Below are 17,478 nucleotides of genomic sequence, written 5' to 3' on the forward strand. Positions count from 1 at the left end.
GACGCGGTGGCCGCCTCCCGGTATTTGAACTTCAGGTCCGCGCGCGGCGGACGACGACGGCGGGCGAACCCTCCCGGCGTTCGAGAGTCAGCACGAGCCGGTGGCGCCCCGGCCCGCGGAGGTCGATCCGGCCGCTCGGAACGCTGACGGGGACGCCGCCGAGACGGCGTCGCTCCGGCGACCGACCGTCGACCGCGACGGCGACGATCACGCCCGCCCTCCCGCCCCGGACGGGACGTATCGTCGCGGACGCGGGCGCGTCCGCCCACGACCGCTCCGAGATTCGAATCTCGACGATCCGACGCGCGCCGGGCGCGTCGCCGGGGACCGGATCCTCTCGCGACGCGAGATCGTCGACGGCTCGTCCGAAGTTCTCCACGTCGGCGTCGAGGCGCGCGTCCGTGCGCTCCGACGCGGCCGAGTCGATCGCCGGGAGCGACGCCGAGAGGAGGGCGGCCGCCAGCGCGACCGCGAGCGCGACGCGGATCACAGCGCGTCGCGGAGTCGCGCGGCGAGCGTCGCTTCGCCGCCGACCTCGCCGTCAGGTTCGTCGTCGCCGTCAGGTTCGCCGTCGCCGTCTCGGTCCGATTCGCCGGCGGCTTCGATCGAATGCTCGTCGATCTCGGCGGCGACGGCGTCGAACGCGTCCCCTCTCCGGTCTCCGTCTCGCGCCGCTTCGAGCGCCTCGACCTTCGCGAGCGCCGCGTCGGCGCGTCGTTCGACGTCCCGGTTCACCGCGCGGATCCCCCCGACGTAACCGCGGACCGCCATCGTCGCCGCTTCGAGGTCGGCGACGCGGTCGTCGAGCCGCTCGACGGTCGCTTCGAGGTCGGCGACGCGGTCGTCGAGCCGCTCGACGGTCGCTTCGAGGTCGGCGACGCGGTCGTCGCGCGCCGCCGCGTCGGAAACGTCGGAGAGGTCCGTCGACCCCTCCGTCAACGCTCGTTCGACGGCCGCGAGGCGTTCTGCGAGGGCGGTGTCGTCCATGGCGACGGTTGCCTGCCTCTTCGGATTTAAACTCTCAGAGAAAGAAGCCGATCGCGTCGAGCCGCCGCCTCAGACGAGGCTCGCGCCGTCGAAGTCCGCGCGGGAGTACTCGATCTCCATCAGGTCGAGGATCGTCGGCGCGATGTCGAAGAGATCGGCCTCGCCGATGGTCGCGTCCGCGTCGTCGACGTACAGCGTCGCGTTGTCGAAGCTGTGCATGCCGTTTCGCGGCCCGGTGCCGAACACGTCGTCGTGGCCCTTGAAGCCCGCCTTGAGGTCGAAACCGTTGTTCGGGATGGCGACGAGGTCGGGAGCGATGTCGTCGTGGTCGCCGCGGAACGCCTCCTCCTTCTCGACGACGCGGGCGCACACCTTCTCGCCGTCGGGGCCTTCGAGGGTTTCGAGCGCCGCTTTGAGTTCGGCGCGCGTCGACTCGTACTCGTCCTGCGGGACGGTGCCGCGCGGTTCGCGTCCTTCGAGGTTGAGATAAAAGCGACCGGGGATGAGCGAGTACGCGACGGTGTCGTCGCTGATGTCGCCGAGCTCCGAGTGGTCGTCCGTCCGGTAGCTGAGCCACCCTTCCTGTTCGAGCCACGCGTTGAAGTGGACCTCGTAGTCGAGGGTTGTGAAGCCGTGGTCGCTGGCGACGACGAGCGTCACGTCGTCGGGGAGCATCGAGCGGATCCGGCCGACGTACTCGTCGACCTTCCGGTAGAAGTCCATGAACGCCTCCTCGTTCTCGCCGCCGCGCTCGTAGTCCTCGAAGAGGAAGTGGTTGACGCGGTCGGTCGTCATGAAGACGCCGAAGAAGAGGTCCCAGTCGTCCTGCTGGATGTAGTGCTCGAAGGCCTCGAAGCGCCTGTCGAGGGTCTCGTGGGCGTCCTCGATGAATTCGCTCTTGTCGTCCTTGTGGCCGAGCTTGGCGTTGACGTCGATCTTGTAGCCGATCGAGTCGAGGTAGTCGCGAAGCTCGTCGGGGCGAGCGCCCTTGTCGATACCGGGGGAGAGAAAGCCGGAGACCATCCGCTGGACGTTGCGCTGCGGCGGGAACGTGACGGGGACGTTCATCACGGTCGCGTCGAGGCCCTCCTCGGCGACCCGGTCCCACAGGCGGGTCGCCTGCACGTCGCGGCCCATCGGGACGTACGTGTCGTACGAGCCGACCTCCCGGTCCTGAAAGCCGTAGACGCCCGTCTCGCCGGGATTCACTCCCGTCGTGAGGGAGGGCCAACAGGCGCTGGACTCCGGCGGGACGATGCTGTCGATCGCGCCGGCGCTTCCCTCGTCCGCGAGGGCGGCGAAGTTGGGGAACTCGTCGCGATGCTCGTCGAGCATGCTGAACGGCACGCCGTCGATGCCGATGAAGGCGACGCGCGGGTTGTCGTTGCCGCGCAATCGGTCGAACAGGCCCATATCTTTCGCTTACCCCGGAGAAGCATAAAGAACCTTCCTTTGACGCGACGGACGACCGCGGTCGCGTCGGTCGAACGCTGCGCTCGCGTCGGCCTAACGCCGCGGTTGCGGGGGGCGTGCCAGCCCAGCCGCCCGATGGCGGTGCGAGCGCCTGACGGACCCGCCGCCCGCCCGTCTCGGGCACGACGCCGGTCGCGCCGAAGGAGCAAAGTGTCGACCGCGGCAACTAGCCGTCGTGACCGAGCCGTGAAAGAGTTCGAGCGAAAACGACTGTTGGAGCGGGTCAACCGGGAGGGCGCGACCGTCGGCGCGGACATCCCGGAGACGATCGACGTCCTGGGCGAGGAGATCGACCTGCGGAAGTTCGTCTTCGAGATCAAGCGTCGCGACGCGATCCCGCCCGGCGAGCGCGAGCACGTCGACCGGGCGAAGAAGAACCTGCGCCGAGAACGCCTCCAGCGGCTCCAGCGGATCGAAAACGACGAGGTGAGCTACGAGGAGGGCGAGCGGCTGGTCCGGAGCATCGTCGGCATCGACCGGGCGCTGAACGCGCTCGAACAGCTTCGACCGGCCGACCTCGAACGGGAGGCGAACGCGCAGAAAGCGGCGGATCAGAAGCGCTGGATGAGCTTCCTGCGGCAGGCGCTCGGTCGCGACTCCGACGGCAGGGGGATCCGGCGGTGAGCCGAAACCGGGAGGTCGCCGCGCTCTTCGACGAGTACGCGGATCTGCTCGACGCGAAGGGCGTCGAGTACAAGCCGCGGAGCTACCGCCGGGCGGCCGACAACATCCGCGGGCACCCCCGCCCGATCGAGGAACTCGTCGCCGACGGCAAGGAAGCGATCGAGCGCATCGACGGCGTCGGCGACGCCATCGCCGACAAGGTCGTCGAGTACTTCGACGAGGGGCGGATCGAGGAACTGGAGGACCTCCGCGAGGAGATCCCCGTCGACATGGCCGCGCTGACGAGCGTCGAGGGCGTCGGTCCGAGGACGGCCGGCGACCTCTACGAGGCGCTCGGGATCGCGACCCTCGACGAACTCGAACGGGCGGCGGAGGAGGGGCGGATCCGCGAAGTGTCGGGGTTCGGCGAGAAAACCGAACGGAATATCCTCGACAACATCCCCTTCGCGCGGCGGGCGCAGGAGCGCCAACTCCTCGGGCAGGCGCGTCCGCTCGCGGACGACGTGCTCCAACACCTCCGCGCGCTCGACGCGGTCGAACGGGCCGAGGTGGCGGGCTCCATCCGTCGGTGGCGCGAGACCATCGGCGACGTGGACGTCCTCGTCGCGAGCGACGCGGGCGAGGCGGTGATCGACGCCTTCGGCGACTGGCCGGTCGCCGAGACGGTCATCGAGGCCGGCCCGAGCAAGGCGAGCGTCCGCGCGAACGGCATCCGGGTCGATCTCCGCGTCGTCGTCCCCGACGAGTTCGGCAGCGCCCTCCAGTACTTCACGGGGGGCCGCGAGCACAACATCCACCTCCGGAACGTCGCCATCGCGCGCGGGCTGAAGATCAACGAGTACGGGATCTTCGACGTCTCCGACGTCGACGACCCCGACGCCGGCCAGCGCGTCGGCGTTCGGATCGGCGGGGAGACGGAGGAGGAGATCTACGACGCGCTGGACATGCCGACGATGCCGCCGGAGCTGCGCGAGGACGCGGGCGAGATCGAAGCCGCGATGGAGGGTTCGCTCCCGGATCTCGTCGCGGAGGGGGAGCTACGCGGCGACCTCCACACGCACACCGACTGGTCCGACGGCGGCTACTCCGTCGAGGAGATGGTCGACGCGGCGGCCGAGCGCGGCTACGAGTACCACTGCGTCTCCGATCACGCGACCGGCCCCGGCATCGTCGCCGGCGTCGGCCTCTCGGAGGAGGACCTCGAAGAACAGCTGGCCGCGGTCGAGGCGGTCGCGGCCGACGCCCCGATCGAGGTGTTCCACGGCGTCGAGACGAACGTCGACGCCGACGGCGACCTCTCCCTCGACGACGACCTGCTCGCCGAACTGGACGTCGTGATCGCCTCGCCGCACAGCGCCCTCGACCAGGATCGCGAGGCCGCGACGGAGCGCCTGCTCCGGGCGATCGAACACCCGTCGGTCGACGTCGTCGGCCACCCGACCGGTCGGCTGTTGAACCAGCGCCCGGGCCTCGACCCGGACGTCGAGCGCCTCGCGGCGGCGGCCGCGGCGAACGGCACCGCGCTCGAACTCAACGCCAACCCCCACCGGCTCGACCTCCGCGCGGAGGCCGTCCGGATCGCCGTCGAGGCGGGCGCGACGATCGCGATCGACACCGACGCGCACGCCCCGGCCGAACTCGACAACGCGCGGTACGGCGTGCACACCGCGCGGCGAGGGTGGGCCGAGACGGCGGACGTGCTCAACGCCCGCGACGTCGACGGGGTTCGCGCGTTCCTCCACTGAGCGACTCATGACCGCCGACCGACCCCGAGAATCCGACCGACCTCGGGAATCCGGCCGACCCGGCGAACCGGAGCGGCTCCTGCTCGACGCGATGCTCGGCAAGCTCACGACGTACCTCCGGATGTGCGGCTACGACGCGGCGTACGCGCTCGACCGCGGAGCGGAGGACGACGCACGTCTCCTCGACCTCGCCGCCGCCGAGGGTCGGCGGCTCCTCACCCGCGACGTCGACCTCGCCGCGCGAGCGCCCGACGGGCTCCTCCTCGAATCGCGGGACGTCGCGGAGCAGCTCCGAGAGCTGCGCGAGGCGGGCTACGATCTCCGGCTGGACGAGCGCCCGCCGCGCTGCGGGCGGTGCAACGGCCCGATAGAACCGGCTGCCGGCGCCGCGACGCGGCCCGAATACGTCCCCGACGGGGCGCGAGCCCGGCGGTGTCGCCGCTGCGGACGGTGGTACTGGAAGGGATCACACTGGGACGACGTCAAACGGCGTCTGGCGGACCTCTGAGCGGACCGGGTGCGGCCCGTCGCATCCTTGGCGGTCTCGCTTCCGCGACGTCCCGGTCAGTATCGCGGCCGCCACTCCTCGCACGCGTCCATGTCCCCCATGAGTTCCTTGCGGAGACCGCAGTACGGCTCCATGCCCTCGTCGGTCCTGACGTACCGAAAGTGATCGCAGCTTCCGCAGTACGTGTCCCCCCGCGTCGGCGCGGGCGTGGACGGGCCGTTCGGGATCACCTCCGCGTCGTCGTCGGGCAGCGACGAACCGGCCGCGCCGCCGCGGACGCCCGGGGCGGGGTCGTCGAGCGGCGATCTGATGTCGCTCGACGCCGATCCGCCGCCGTCGCCGACGGTCGCGGACGCGCCTCGCGGGGCGGTCGTCGGTCCACTTCGCTGACCACCCGTCCGATCCGTCCGCGTCTCGACGTCGCCGTCGGGCACCTCGCCGAGGAGTCCGACGCCGCCCAGTCCCCGTCGATCGCTGTCGACCTCGACGACCCTCGTCTCGCCCCGACGCGTCACCTCCATCGTGACCGTCCCCGCGGGGTCGTTTCGCGTCTTGAAGTTCGCGACGCCGACGAGCAGACACCAGAGGACGGCGATGATTCCGAGGAAGTAGACGCCGGCGGTCGGAAGCGTGAGGTCCATCGATCCCTCGGGGATCGTCGCGCCGGTCCACCGGTAGGGGTACGCGTGCGAGAACAGCGCGAGGCCCATCGCCGAGACGCTCGCGCCGATCACCGCCGCCGCCCGCGTCGTCCGGCCGGCGGGCAGCGCCGCGAAGACGCCCAGCAGGACGGCCGGCACGCCGACGCCGGCGAGCATCCCGCCGTACTTGCGCGCGACGAACAGGTCGCCTCCCGTCAGCCACTCCGGGATGACCGTCGCGACCACGATGCCCGCGACGACGAGCAGCGACCCGCCGGAAAACAGCCCAACGCCGAGGTACAGCCGCCGGAGGTCCGTCCCTCTCCCCGCCCGCCCCCCGTAAACGTCTCCCAGACTCGTCATGTCCGCGCGTACACGACAGTTATACAAAACGATACGTCAGACGGACGTCTGACGGGGTGCCGCACCGGGTCACACCCGTCGAGACGGCTCCGAAGGGATTAATGTCGGCGCTTTCGAACCGGGGAGCATGGCCGACGACGAAGCGGAAGACGAGGGTCCCGCGGTCGAACTCGGAACGGGCGAACCGGTCGAGGGTGCCCCGCTGGCGCGGATCGCATCCCGCCTCACCTGGCCGCAGGAACGCGAGCGCATCCGACAGAAGGAGGGAGACGCCGTCATCCGGACGCCCGACGGGCCGCAGACGCTCTCCGACGTGCTGGATCGGGTCGACGTGACGTACTTCGACACCAGACAGACGTTCGTCCGCGAGATCGAGGGCGTCGTCGGCACCGGTCCCGTCCCGACGAGCGAGCGATCTCATTCTCGGTAGCTTTTCCTCTCGGACCACCAACACCGACCATGACGCTACCGATCGACCCCGCGGCGCTCGACGGCGACGACGTCGGCGAGGAGCGCGCGACGCTTCGGATGTCCCACGAGGAGGCGATCGAGCACGTCCGCGAGGCGTTCTCCGACGCCGGCTTCGGGTTTCCGGCGGAGTTCTCCCCCTCGGACCTCCTGAACGAGAAGGTCGACGCCGACCGCGACCCGTACTACGCGCTCGGCGCGTGCAACCCCCGGATGGCGGACCGCGTGCTCACGGCCTCCGACAACCGCCTCGGCGCGCTGTTCCCCTGTAACGTCGTCATCTGGGAGGAGGAACCCGGCGTGCAGACCGTCTACCACGTCAGCATCATGCGCATCGGTCGGCTCGTCGGACTCGCCCCGGACGACGACGAGATGAGGGAGATCGTCGCCGAAACGGGCGAGATGGTCGACGAGGCGTTCTCGAACCTCGACGCCGCGTAAGGCGATCGTCCTACCCGTCGTTCCCCGCGAAGTCGGCGAGGCTCGTCTGGAGGCCGGCGACCATCCCCGACTTCCGGCGGAGGGCGTCCATCCCCACGGGGAGGTGGTTCGCCACTTCGCGGATCGCCTCCCCGAACGTCTCCGCTTCGCCGCGTTCGCCCTCGAAGGCGTGGCGGACCGCCTCGCGGACCTGCCAGACGCCGACCGGACCCCAGTAGTCGTCGGAGACGTGCCGGATGACGAGACACTTCGCCTGCCGGCCGCGCTCGTGGAGGTGTTCGAGCACCGCGAGGCGGGAGGCGTAGTACGCCCCGGCCGTCTCCTCCACGTACCGCGTCCGACCCTCGAACCCCTCGCGGTCGCTGGCCAGCCACATCCCGGCCTGGGGGTCCGGGTTCCAGATGCTCCCCGGGGCCTTCATCTCGACGAGTTCGAACTCCCACCTGCCGGGCGCGAGCACGACCCAGAACGCGTTGCCGAGGTACTCGTTTCGCCACACCTCCACGGCGTCGACGCCGGGCGCGTCGCGGACCGTCCCGCGGAGGAACCCCCCGACGGTGTCGTCCACGGCGGTGATCGACCAGCGGGTCGGGACGAGCCGCCTGTTCCGCCCCCGCCCGAGCGCCCCCGCGGAGAGGATTCGCGTGATGTCGTACACGTCGAACCCGCGCCGGTAGAGGTAGTTCATCGCCCCCTGCGCCTGCCAGTCGTCGTCTTCGAGCGTCTTCTTCACCGGTCTGGGGACGTGCGGGTTCTCCGCCAGATCGGCCGACCGGGCGCGCGCCCGCGGTCCCGTCGGCGTCGCGACGTCGTCGCGCGTCACGTCGAAGTCGAGTTCCGGCGCGCCGTCGAGGCCGATCTCGACGCCGACCGGCCGGTCCGCGATGGCGACCTCGCGCTGGACGCCGAGGAAGCCGTTCCACGCGTCGTGGACGTCGAGCGCGTCGCCGCCGCGCGCGCCCGCCTTCACGTCGACGGGGCGGTTCGAGTTGAGCAGGCTCGTCCGCCGTTCGAACACGTCGTCGATGCTCACGCCCTCGTCGTACCACGCGGCGCTCGTTTCGAATTTCCCCGCCTCCGCTTCGTACCCGACCGGCGAGAGGATGCCCGTCGCCACGTTCGGGTAGTTCGAGCGGCCGACGAAGATGGAGGGCGAGACGCTGCCGAACAGCGAGTCACCCTGCACCGCGTCGTCGAAGCGGTGGCGAAAGTCCTCCAGGTGATCGACGATGGCGTAGGACTTCTCCATCGCCAGTCGGCGTCGCTCGGCCCGTTCGTTCACCTCCATCTCGATGTAGTCGTCCAGCCGCATCCGACGAAAATAGCCGCCGAGACGGCTTGAACCTTCGGAGGATCCCCGCGTCAGCGGATACCCGCCCGCCGCGCCCGTCAGTGGATGCCCATCGCTTCGATCTGCTCTTGATACCTGTTTCGGATCGTGACCTCGGTCACCTGCGCGACGTCGGCGACCTCGCGCTGGGTCTTCTTCTCGTTGCAGAGCAGCGACGCCGCGTAGATCGCCGCCGCCGCAAACCCCGTCGGCGACTTCCCCGACAACAGTCCCTTCTCGGACGTCGTCTCGATGATCTCGTTCGCCTTGCTCTGCACCTCGCCGCTCAGTTCGAGTTCGGAACAGAAGCGCGGGACGAACTGCTTGGGGTCGACGGGCTTGAGTTCGAGGCCGAGTTCCTGGGAGATGTAGCGGTAGGTCCGCCCGATCTCCTTTCGATCGACGCGCGAGACCTCGGAGATCTCTTCGAGGCTGCGGGGGATGCCCTCCTGCCGGCAGGCGGCGTAGAGCGCGCTCGTGGCGACGCCCTCGATCGAGCGCCCGCGGATCAGGTCCTCGCTCAGCGCCCGGCGGTAGATCACCGACGCGACCTCCCGAACGGAGCGAGGGACGCCCAGCGCGCTGGCCATGCGGTCGATCTCCGAAAGCGCGAACTGGAGGTTGCGCTCGCCGGCGTCCTTCGTGCGGATGCGTTCCTGCCACTTGCGCAGCCGGTGCATCTGGCTGCGCTTTTCCGACGAGAGCGATCGACCGTACGCGTCCTTGTCCTTCCAGTCGATCGTCGTCGTCAGCCCCTTGTCGTGCATCGTCTGCGTCGTCGGCGCACCGACGCGCGACTTGCTCTGTCGCTCCGAGTGGTTGAACGCGCGCCACTCGGGGCCCGGATCGATCTTCTCCTCCTCGAGGATGAGGCCGGTCTCCTCGTGAATGAGCTCCCCGTCAGCGGTTCTGACGAGGTCGTCTTCGTCGATGTCATCGAGGTCGAGGTCGTCGACCTCGACGTCCGAATCCTCGCCCTGCCACGTTCGCTTCGGTGCGGTGTCGCGCTCCCGCTGGCGGGTGGGCCGTGTCATCGCATTTTTATAGTAGTATTCGCCGAACACTTAAACCCTTGTGATAGTTGGCGTACCTACCGGTAGAAATCGGAACACGGCGGCCGTGTCGGGAACGGAGCGAACGGCCTTTATCCGATGCGGGGGGAGAACGACGCATGCCGACGATCGAATGCGACCCCGACGAGGCGCGCGAGGCGCTACGGGAGGCGGGGGCGGAGATACGGTCGGGGAACACCGACCACGAGCGCTGGCGCGCCGAGCGGGGTGAGGCGATCGCCGTCGCGTACGACGGGAAGGTGGTCGTTCAGGGGTCGAACCCGAACGACGTGCTGCTCCCGCTGCGTCGCGCGCGGGGCGGGACGAGCGAACGCGGTCACGTCTACTTCGACGGCGCGAGCCGCGGCAACCCGGGGCCCGCGGCGGTCGGCTGGGCGCTCGTCACGGGAGACGGGATCGTCGCGGAGGGGTCCGAGCGGATCGGCCGGACGACCAACAACCGGGCGGAGTACGAGGCGCTGGTCCGCGCGCTGGAGGCCGCGAGCGAGTACGGGCTCCGCGAGATCGACGTCCGAGGGGATTCCGAGCTGGTGGTGAAACAGGTCCGCGGGGAGTGGCGGACGAACGACCCGGGGCTGCGCGAGCGGCGCGTGCGCGCGAGAGAACTGCTCGAAACGTTCGATCGGTGGTCGCTCGAACACGTCCCCCGGGAGATAAACGAACGCGCCGACACCCTCGCGAACGAGGCGCTCGACGATGGCTGAACTCCCCGACGACGTCGTTCGGGAGGCAGAGCGGTTGACGAGACGCGCGCGCAACGCGGTCGACGAGAACGAGCCCGCGGCGTACGAGGAGCGCAGGACCGACCTCCTCGACGCCTTCGGCTACGCGGCGCGCGTCAGGCCGGAGGACGACGCGCTCGTCCTCCACCCCGCCGAGTGGGTCGTCGACGGGACGATCCGCGTCGACCGCGTCGACGACACCGACCGCGCGGTCGAAGTGCCGCTCTCGGGGGGCGGGGACGAGGACGACTGGGAGGCCGTCGAGGCGCACAACGCCGCGGCCGTCGAACGCGTCGCGGAGACGCACGGCGAAATCCACGGGGCGAACGCCCGCGCGTTCGCCGACTTCATGGGCAACCACCACGTTCGCCGCGTGGACGACGCCACCCCGGCGGAGATCGAGGTATTCCTCGAAGAATACTTTCCGCGGAACGCCTGGCCGAGCCGCGAACAAAAAACGGCGGTCCTCGAATCGCTCGAACTGCTGTTCGACGTCGTCGACGCGGACGTGCCCGGATTTACCGACGATCGGTAACTCCGTCCGCTCGCTCCGTCCGCTTACAGCCGCGCGTCGACGAGGTCGCGAACCTCGTCGGCGCGCTCCTCGTCGGTGACGAACTTCGAGAGCATCCAGTCGAGCCGATCGATGACCGCCGCGTGGCCCCTCTCCGTCAGTTCGTACTGGTTCGTGCGCTTGTCGAGTTCGCTCTTTTCGACGAGGTCCAGATCGACGAGGTCGTCGAGGTTCGGGTAGAGACGGCCGTGGTTGACTTCCGTCCCGTAGTACGCTTCGAGGTTGCGCTTGATCGCGAGACCGTACATCGGCTCCTCGGAGAGGATAACCAGGATGTTCTGCTGGAACGCCGTGAGGTCCCGTGCGATGCTTGCGATGTCGTTGATTGTTTGTGCCTCTGACATGCCTATTGAAATGTCACCGTGCTATTTAACGTTTCTCAACTCCCGTCGGGTTTCCGGCGTACGGCCCGGATTCGAGCGCCTCCGCCGAATCTCGACGAACGCGCGCGTCGCCGGGAGCGAGCGCCCGAGTCTCTCCCGTCTGTCAGGAGTCGGTTTCGTGTCTTCTTCTCTCTGTATCCGGATGGGGTGCTGTAGGGATTCCCACAGGAATATTGGACCTGGGAGTGAATGTACTTTTTGGCGTCGGTTGGGTTACCGGCGACGATGCCGAAAGGACTTTCCCGGATTTCGCGGAAGTACGAACGCATGACGAATCTCTGGGAAGACCTGGAAACGGGCCCGAACGCGCCCGAGACCATCTACGCCGTCGTCGAGTGTCTGAAGGGCGAGCGCAACAAGTACGAGTACGACAAGGACGTCCCCGGCGTGGTGCTCGATCGCGTCCTCCACAGCAACGTTCACTACCCCAGCGATTACGGTTTCATCCCGCGATCGTACTACGACGACGAGGACCCGTTCGACGTGCTCGTCCTGGTCGAGGACGCCACGTTCCCCGGCTGCGTCATCGAGGCCCGTCCCGTCGCGCTCATGCGGATGGACGACGACGGCGAGCAGGACGACAAGGTCATCGCCGTCCCCGTCGAGGATCCCCGATTCGACCACATCGAGGACCTCGACGACATCCCCCAGCAGACGCAGGACGAGATCGACGAGTTCTTCTCGACCTACAAGAACCTCGAAGCCGGCAAGGAGGTCGAAACGCTCGGCTGGGAGGACAGACAGGCCGCTTACGACGCCATCGAGCACGCGCAGGACCTCTACGCCGAACACTTCGGCTGACGGGGGAGCGGCCCTCCCGTTTTCGCGCCCACGCGCCCTCTCGATAAATTTCGAGCGAGCGACTCCGCGTCGCTCGCCGCCGCGATCATGACTCCCGGACATGAGGGGAGCCGCCGCGCATGAATTATGCGCATGGGTAATTTTTTGTGGGTGACGATCCTACGAGGTTCCGTAATGGCAGCCAAGGAACCCCGCCTCGGAGTGAACCACCTGACGGTCGTGCCGACGAACTTCCGGTCGGACCGGCGTGGCCGCGCTGACGACGGTCCGTCCGCCGACGGGGACTGACGGTACCCCGCGTCGGTCGGCCGAGGGCGGCGGACGAGAGCCAAATCCCTTTTAGTACCCAGCATCTACGGGAAGGTAATGGCGGAATGTTATGAGTGCGGCAGGTACGAGAACTTGCCGTACCAGTGTCGGCGCTGCGGGAACACCTTCTGCGCCGAACATCGGTTGCCGGAGAACCACAACTGCCCGGGGCTGCAGGACTGGAACGACCCCGGCGGCGTGTTCGGCAATCGCGCCGACGACGGAACCGAACAGTCGACGCGAGCGCGCGCCAGGGACCGAGTCAACCAGGTGACGGGCACCGGCGGTCCGCTGGGATACTTCCGGGGCAACATGACGTTCGTGTTCCTCGGGCTGATGTGGATCACGTTCGCGCTCCAGTACTTCGTCCTCCCGCTGCTCGGCGTCGGCTTCAGAACGCCGCTCTGGAGTTCGCTCTTCGTCCTCGAACCGCAGAACGTGGCGTACGTCTGGACGTGGGTCACCTCCGTCTTCGCCCACGGCGGTTTCACCCACATCGCGGTCAACAGCATCACGCTGTACTTCTTCGGCCCCGTCGTCGAGCGTCAGCTCGGCTCGAAGCGGTTCACCGCCCTGTTCGTCGGCTCGGGGATCGTCGCGGGGCTCGCGCAGATCGGCACGAACCTCGCGATGGGCGGCCCGGCGGCCGGCGTGCTCGGCGCGAGCGGCGCGATCATGGCGATCATGGGCGTGCTGACGGTCCTCAACCCGAACCTCCGGGTGTACCTGTACTTCTTCATCCCGCTCCCGCTCTGGGTGCTGACGTTCGGGTTCGCCGCGTTCAGCCTCACCGCCGGCTTCGGCACGTTCGGCGGCGGGTTCCTCGGGGGCAACGTCGCCCACTTCGCCCACCTCGCCGGGCTGTTCATCGGCCTCGCGTACGGCCAGCACATCAAGGGCCGCCAGCGCGCCCCGCAGTCGCTCCGCTTCGGTCGCGGCGGCGGCCCCGGCGGCCCGCGGCGGCGCGGGCCCTTCTGATGCGGCCCGCCCGTCCGGACCTCGCGCCCGATCCGGCGCTCTCGCGCGCCGAGATGGAGTCGCTCCAGCGTGAGGTGGCCGCCGCCGCGGTCTTCGAGGACGACCTCGCGTTCGACCCGGCGGCCGTCTCGCTCGCCTCGTCGACGCTCTCGATGGACGCAGACCGACCGACCGTCGCGGGGGTCGATCAGGCGTTCCTCGACGACCGGGCGGTGAGCGCGATCGTCGTCGTCCGCGGCGGCGAGGTCGTCGAACGGGCCCACGCCGTCTCGACCCTCTCGATCCCGTACGTTCCCGGCCTGCTGTCGTTCCGCGAGGGCGGCCCCATCCTCGACGCGTTCGCGGAACTCTCCGCGACGCCGGATCTCGTCGTCTTCGACGGCAGCGGCCGCATCCACTTTCGGGAAGCCGGCCTCGCGACCCACATGGGCGTCGTGCTCGACGTGCCGAGCGTCGGCGTGGCGAAGCGACTCCTCTGCGGCCGGCCCCGCGAGTCGGTGGACGGGCGACCCGCGGGCTGGCGCACCCCGATCGAGGCGACAGGCCGCGTCACCGCCCCCGACGGAACCCTCATCGGGTACGCCTACCAGTCCCGCCAGTACGACTCGAACGCGACGATCAACCCCCTCTACGTCAGCCCCGGCCACCGGATCTCAGCCGAGACCGCCGTCGGCGTGATCGAACGGCTGGGCGGCGACTACAAGCTCCCGGAGCCGACGCGGCTCGCCGACGCCTACGCCGAGGAGGTAAAGCGGTCGCTCGGCAAGTGAACCCTTAACTGGCCCGCCTCCGACGTGCGGGTGTGAAACCCGAGACTGTCCTCATCACTGGCTGTTCCTCCGGCATCGGCCGGGCGACCGCGCGGGCCTTCCTCGACGAGGAGTGGACCGTCTACGCCACCGCGCGCAACCCCGCGGATATCCAGACGCTCGGCGACGAGGGCTGCGAACTCGCGACGCTCGACGTGACCGACGACGTCGACGTCGACCGCGTCGTCTCGCGCGTCGTCGACGAGGAGGGGTCGATCGACTGTCTCGTCAACAACGCCGGCTACGGGCAACTCGGCCCCATCGAGGACGTGCCGGTCGAGCAGGTCCACCGGCAGTTCGACGTCAACGTCTACGGCCCCCACCGGCTCACCCGGGCCGTCCTCCCGCACATGCGCGAGCAAGAGTCCGGGACCGTCGTCAACGTCTCCAGCGTCGCCGGGCGCGTCTCCTTCCCCGGCGGCGGCGTCTACTGCGGATCGAAGTTCGCGCTCGAAGCGATGACGGACGCGCTCCGCGCCGAGGTCGACGAGTACGAGATCGACGCGGTGCTCGTCGAACCCGGGCCGGTCGAGACGAACTTCGCCGACCGCACGACGGACGAGATCGAGGGGGACGGCGACGTGCCCGGCGTCGAGCGCTCGGGCGCGTACGAGGCGTTCTACGGCCTGTTCGAGGACACGCAGGCCGTCGGCGGCGGCGGTCCCGGCGCGATTCCCCCGGAGCGCGTCGCGGAGGACATCGTCAACGCCGCCAGCGCGACGAAGCCGGCGTCGCGCTACCCGGTCGGCGCCGTCGCCCGCGCGTCCGTGCTCGCGCGATTCCTCCCCGACTCCGTGCGCGACAACCTCTACGGTCTCGCAAAGAAGCTCGCCTAATCGAGACAGGCCGCGACGACGCGCAGCGCCGCCTCGCCCTGCACCTCGTCGGCGAGCAGCGGCACGCGCTTCACGTCGCGTCCCCGGAACAGCTCGGCCGCCGTCCGAAGCGCCTTCTGCTGGACCCCCCACCGGCGCTGACAGAACTCGCAGGACTCCAGATCGGGCGCGACGATCCACTCAGGGCCCACGTCCGCGATCGCCGAGACGTCCTCCATCACCCGGTTCACCACGACGGTCTCCACGGGGACGTCGAACCCGTCGAGCCGCCGGATCAGCCGCTCGGACTCGACGACGCTCATCTCCTCGGGAATCATCACCACCCGGAAATCGGTCTTCTCGGGATCCCGCAGCACCGCCCGGAGACGCTCGATGCGCTCCGCAAGCGCGTCGAGATCCCGCATCCCGCCTTCGGCGTCGGTCTCGCCGCCGAACATCCCCTTTACCCCCTGCATCACGCCGCCGAACCGCTGGCGGAGTTTGACCACGCGTCCGATCATCGAGTCCACCATCTCCGGGAGCTGAAGCAGGCGGAGGGTGTGCCCCGTCGGGGCGGTGTCGACGACGACGCGCTCGAACCGCGGGTCGTCGAGGTACTCCAGCAACTGCCGCATCGCCGCCGCCTCGTCCGCCCCGGGCATCGTCCCGCCGAGGAGCGGCCCCAGATCCTCGTCGTCGAACATCTCGCCCACCTCGCCCATTCCGCCGAGCGGCTGCTCGCCTTCGCCGAACAACCCATCTTCCATCGCGGCGTCGGGGTCGATCTCCGCGGCGAAAAGCGGCGCGTCGTCGCGGATCCGGGTCGGCGTCGCGGGGATCTCGGTCTCCAGCGTGTCCGACAGCGAGTGCGCCGGGTCGGTCGAGACGACGAGCGTCGGCGTCCCGCCCGCGGCGCTCGCGAGCGCCGTCGCCGCCGCCATGGTCGTCTTGCCGACGCCTCCCTTCCCGCCGTAGAGGACGTACTCGGGCGCGTCGACGCCCGACGGCAGGTCGGTCCGTCCCGTCACCGCCTCGACGGGAATCTCCGACGCCTCCTCGTCCCCGTCGGTCGGTCGCCCCGCGTCCGGTCCGTCCTCCTCTCCTTCGTCGACGGCGTCGACGGGTTCGACGTCGAGTTCGGCCATGCGAACCCTCTCTCGCGCGGGCTTGTGTACTCGTCGGTCCGAACGTTCAAATACGAGAACGGAACCACCTCGACGCGGACGCTCCGGGTCACCGACGCTTCGGCCGGAATACGCCGACGACCGCGCCGCGACGGACGGAACCCACAGTCCGAATAGCCGACGCCGGTCGGCTCAGAAGAACGCGGCCAGCCGCGAGGCCGCCTCCTCGACCTCGCTCGTCACGAGCGCGAAGCGGATCCAGTCGGCGCGCGACTCGCCGAACGCCTCCCCCGGCATGCCGGCGACGCCCGCCTCGTCGATGAGCCGCTCGACGTTCGAGAGCGTGCCCGGGAACCCGTCGAACCGCGCGAGCACGTAGAACGCCCCGTCCGGGCGCGCGTACTCCGCCCCCGCCTCGTCGAGCGCGGACGTGAACGCGTCGGCGCGCGTCCGGAGCATCTCCCGGGTCTCCTCGTAGTACTCGGGGGGCGTTTTGCGGAGCGCGTCCAGCACCGCCTGCTGCGCCGGCCTGCTGCCCGCGACGTTGACGAGCATGTGACGGGTCTTCGCGGCGTCGACGAGCGCCTCCGGAAACACCGCGTAGCCGACGCGAAAGCCCGTGATCGCCATGGACTTCGAGAAGCCGCTCGTGACGACGCAGCGGTCGGAGTCGAACCGGAGCGCGCTCTCGAAGCGCCCCGAGAAGTCGAAGTGGTCGTACACCTCGTCGCTGAGGAGCAACGCGTCGTTCTCCTCCGCGACGTCGACGAGCGCGCCCATCGTCTCGCGGTCGTACACCGCGCCAGTCGGGTTGTTCGGCGTGTTCACCGCGATCAGCGCCGTCTCCGCGCTCGCCGCCTCGCGCACCCGCTCGGGATCGAGCGACCCGTCGCGTTCGGCCGGGACGTACCTCGCTTCCCCCCCGAGCATCGAGGTTTTCCCCGGATAGTACGGGTAGACCGGGTCGGTGAGGATCACCTCGTTCCCCGCGTCGCGTTCGAGCGCCCGGGCCATCGCCAGGTAGTTCGCCTCGCCGGCGCCGTTCGTGACGACGATCCGTTCGCGGTCGACGTTTCGTCGCTCGGCGATCTCCGCTCTGAGCCCGGCGAGTCCTTCGCTCGGCGGGTACTGGAACTCGCTCGGATCGGCGTCGGCGTACGCCCTGAGTCCGTCGCGGAGCGCCCTCGGCGGCTCCCAGTCGGGGCTGCCGCTCACCATGTCGATGACGTGACGGTCGGCGCGCGCCGCGTACTGCATGACGCGGAAGAAAAGCGGCGTCTCGTACTCCATACGCGCCCGTCGACGGCCGG

Annotated in this window: 20 protein-coding genes; 11 read left to right on the forward strand and 9 right to left on the reverse strand. The window is 69.4% G+C overall.

The genetic code is table 11. The features are described 5' to 3' along the window. Nucleotides 1–31: 31 nt before the first annotated feature. The 3 genes from C3L37_RS12090 to C3L37_RS12100 form a co-directional block, all read right to left on the reverse strand. Complete coding sequence (locus C3L37_RS12090; protein WP_129114869.1) at nt 32–490, reverse strand: DUF7311 family protein; 459 nt, start codon at nt 488–490, stop codon at nt 32–34. Continuing rightward, a complete protein-coding gene (locus tag C3L37_RS12095) occupies nt 487–987 on the reverse strand; it encodes a DUF7310 family coiled-coil domain-containing protein (RefSeq protein ID WP_129114870.1) in 501 nt (166 codons plus the stop codon). Before C3L37_RS12095 ends, C3L37_RS12090 begins: the two co-directional genes overlap by 4 nt. A gap of 69 nt (nt 988–1,056) precedes the next feature. Further along, on the reverse strand, nt 1,057–2,400 hold the full coding sequence (locus tag C3L37_RS12100; protein ID WP_129114871.1) for an alkaline phosphatase family protein: 1,344 nt from the start codon (nt 2,398–2,400) through the stop codon (nt 1,057–1,059). A gap of 246 nt (nt 2,401–2,646) precedes the next feature. On the opposite strand from C3L37_RS12100, the gene C3L37_RS12105 reads away from it, so the two are divergent. The 3 genes from C3L37_RS12105 to C3L37_RS12115 are packed head-to-tail and all read left to right on the forward strand — an operon-like array spanning nt 2,647 to nt 5,337. Next, nucleotides 2,647–3,084, forward strand: coding sequence for a DUF5788 family protein (locus tag C3L37_RS12105; protein WP_129114872.1), 438 nt, complete (start codon nt 2,647–2,649; stop codon nt 3,082–3,084). Continuing rightward, complete coding sequence (gene polX / locus C3L37_RS12110; RefSeq protein WP_129114873.1) at nt 3,081–4,829, forward strand: DNA polymerase/3'-5' exonuclease PolX; 1,749 nt, start codon at nt 3,081–3,083, stop codon at nt 4,827–4,829. Before C3L37_RS12105 ends, polX begins: the two co-directional genes overlap by 4 nt. Nucleotides 4,830–4,836: 7 nt before the next feature. Next, nucleotides 4,837–5,337: a Mut7-C RNAse domain-containing protein gene (locus C3L37_RS12115; protein ID WP_129114874.1), complete on the forward strand. Its 501-nt coding sequence runs from the start codon at nt 4,837–4,839 to the stop codon at nt 5,335–5,337. A gap of 56 nt (nt 5,338–5,393) precedes the next feature. Here the strand turns inward: C3L37_RS12115 and C3L37_RS12120 are convergent, their stop codons facing one another. Next, a complete protein-coding gene (locus C3L37_RS12120) occupies nt 5,394–6,341 on the reverse strand; it encodes a DUF7139 domain-containing protein (RefSeq protein ID WP_129114875.1) in 948 nt (315 codons plus the stop codon). A gap of 127 nt (nt 6,342–6,468) precedes the next feature. Here C3L37_RS12120 and C3L37_RS12125 point away from each other — a divergent pair, with 127 nt between their 5' ends. Further along, on the forward strand, nt 6,469–6,771 hold the full coding sequence (locus tag C3L37_RS12125; protein ID WP_129114876.1) for a DUF5789 family protein: 303 nt from the start codon (nt 6,469–6,471) through the stop codon (nt 6,769–6,771). 29 nt (nt 6,772–6,800) lie between these two features. Then, entirely contained in the window at nt 6,801–7,250 is a 450-nt protein-coding gene (locus C3L37_RS12130; protein WP_129114877.1) for a DUF302 domain-containing protein, read from the forward strand. Between the two features lie 10 nt (nt 7,251–7,260). Here C3L37_RS12130 and nreA read toward each other — a convergent pair whose 3' ends face one another. Next, a complete protein-coding gene (gene nreA / locus C3L37_RS12135; RefSeq protein ID WP_129114878.1) occupies nt 7,261–8,562 on the reverse strand; it encodes a DNA repair protein NreA in 1,302 nt (433 codons plus the stop codon). Nucleotides 8,563–8,639: 77 nt separating this feature from the next. Next, nucleotides 8,640–9,614: a transcription initiation factor IIB gene (locus C3L37_RS12140; protein WP_129114879.1), complete on the reverse strand. Its 975-nt coding sequence runs from the start codon at nt 9,612–9,614 to the stop codon at nt 8,640–8,642. Nucleotides 9,615–9,751: 137 nt separating this feature from the next. Here C3L37_RS12140 and rnhA point away from each other — a divergent pair, with 137 nt between their 5' ends. Both rnhA and C3L37_RS12150 read left to right on the forward strand, forming a co-directional pair. Continuing rightward, nucleotides 9,752–10,357 carry a ribonuclease HI gene (gene rnhA / locus C3L37_RS12145; protein ID WP_129114880.1) on the forward strand — a complete coding sequence of 202 codons (606 nt, stop codon included), beginning with the start codon at nt 9,752–9,754 and terminating at the stop codon, nt 10,355–10,357. Then, complete coding sequence (locus C3L37_RS12150) at nt 10,350–10,910, forward strand: DUF7108 family protein (RefSeq protein ID WP_129114881.1); 561 nt, start codon at nt 10,350–10,352, stop codon at nt 10,908–10,910. The genes rnhA and C3L37_RS12150 overlap by 8 nt, the downstream gene beginning before the upstream one ends. A gap of 23 nt (nt 10,911–10,933) precedes the next feature. On the opposite strand, the gene C3L37_RS12155 is transcribed toward C3L37_RS12150, so the two are convergent. Next, nucleotides 10,934–11,293: a helix-turn-helix transcriptional regulator gene (locus C3L37_RS12155; protein WP_129114882.1), complete on the reverse strand. Its 360-nt coding sequence runs from the start codon at nt 11,291–11,293 to the stop codon at nt 10,934–10,936. 306 nt (nt 11,294–11,599) lie between these two features. On the opposite strand from C3L37_RS12155, the gene C3L37_RS12160 reads away from it, so the two are divergent. The 4 genes from C3L37_RS12160 to C3L37_RS12175 all read left to right on the forward strand — a co-directional run bounded on the left by C3L37_RS12160 (nt 11,600) and on the right by C3L37_RS12175 (nt 15,065). Continuing rightward, nucleotides 11,600–12,133: an inorganic diphosphatase gene (locus C3L37_RS12160; RefSeq protein WP_129114883.1), complete on the forward strand. Its 534-nt coding sequence runs from the start codon at nt 11,600–11,602 to the stop codon at nt 12,131–12,133. A 366-nt stretch (nt 12,134–12,499) separates the two neighbouring features. Then, entirely contained in the window at nt 12,500–13,420 is a 921-nt protein-coding gene (locus C3L37_RS12165) for a rhomboid family intramembrane serine protease (RefSeq protein WP_129114884.1), read from the forward strand. Beyond that, nucleotides 13,420–14,190, forward strand: coding sequence for an endonuclease V (locus C3L37_RS12170; protein WP_129114885.1), 771 nt, complete (start codon nt 13,420–13,422; stop codon nt 14,188–14,190). The genes C3L37_RS12165 and C3L37_RS12170 overlap by 1 nt, the downstream gene beginning before the upstream one ends. A gap of 32 nt (nt 14,191–14,222) precedes the next feature. Next, a complete protein-coding gene (locus tag C3L37_RS12175; RefSeq protein ID WP_129114886.1) occupies nt 14,223–15,065 on the forward strand; it encodes an SDR family oxidoreductase in 843 nt (280 codons plus the stop codon). On the opposite strand, the gene C3L37_RS12180 is transcribed toward C3L37_RS12175, so the two are convergent. Both C3L37_RS12180 and C3L37_RS12185 read right to left on the reverse strand, forming a co-directional pair. After that, on the reverse strand, nt 15,062–16,189 hold the full coding sequence (locus tag C3L37_RS12180; RefSeq protein WP_129114887.1) for an ArsA family ATPase: 1,128 nt from the start codon (nt 16,187–16,189) through the stop codon (nt 15,062–15,064). The genes C3L37_RS12175 and C3L37_RS12180 overlap by 4 nt on opposite strands. A 171-nt stretch (nt 16,190–16,360) precedes the next feature. Beyond that, nucleotides 16,361–17,458 carry a pyridoxal phosphate-dependent aminotransferase gene (locus tag C3L37_RS12185; RefSeq protein WP_129114888.1) on the reverse strand — a complete coding sequence of 366 codons (1,098 nt, stop codon included), beginning with the start codon at nt 17,456–17,458 and terminating at the stop codon, nt 16,361–16,363. Nucleotides 17,459–17,478: the final 20 nt, after the last annotated feature.

The sequence above is a fragment of the Halegenticoccus tardaugens genome, assembly GCF_004116405.1.
In the GTDB taxonomy this organism is placed as follows: Archaea; Halobacteriota; Halobacteria; order Halobacteriales; family Haloferacaceae; genus Halegenticoccus; species Halegenticoccus tardaugens.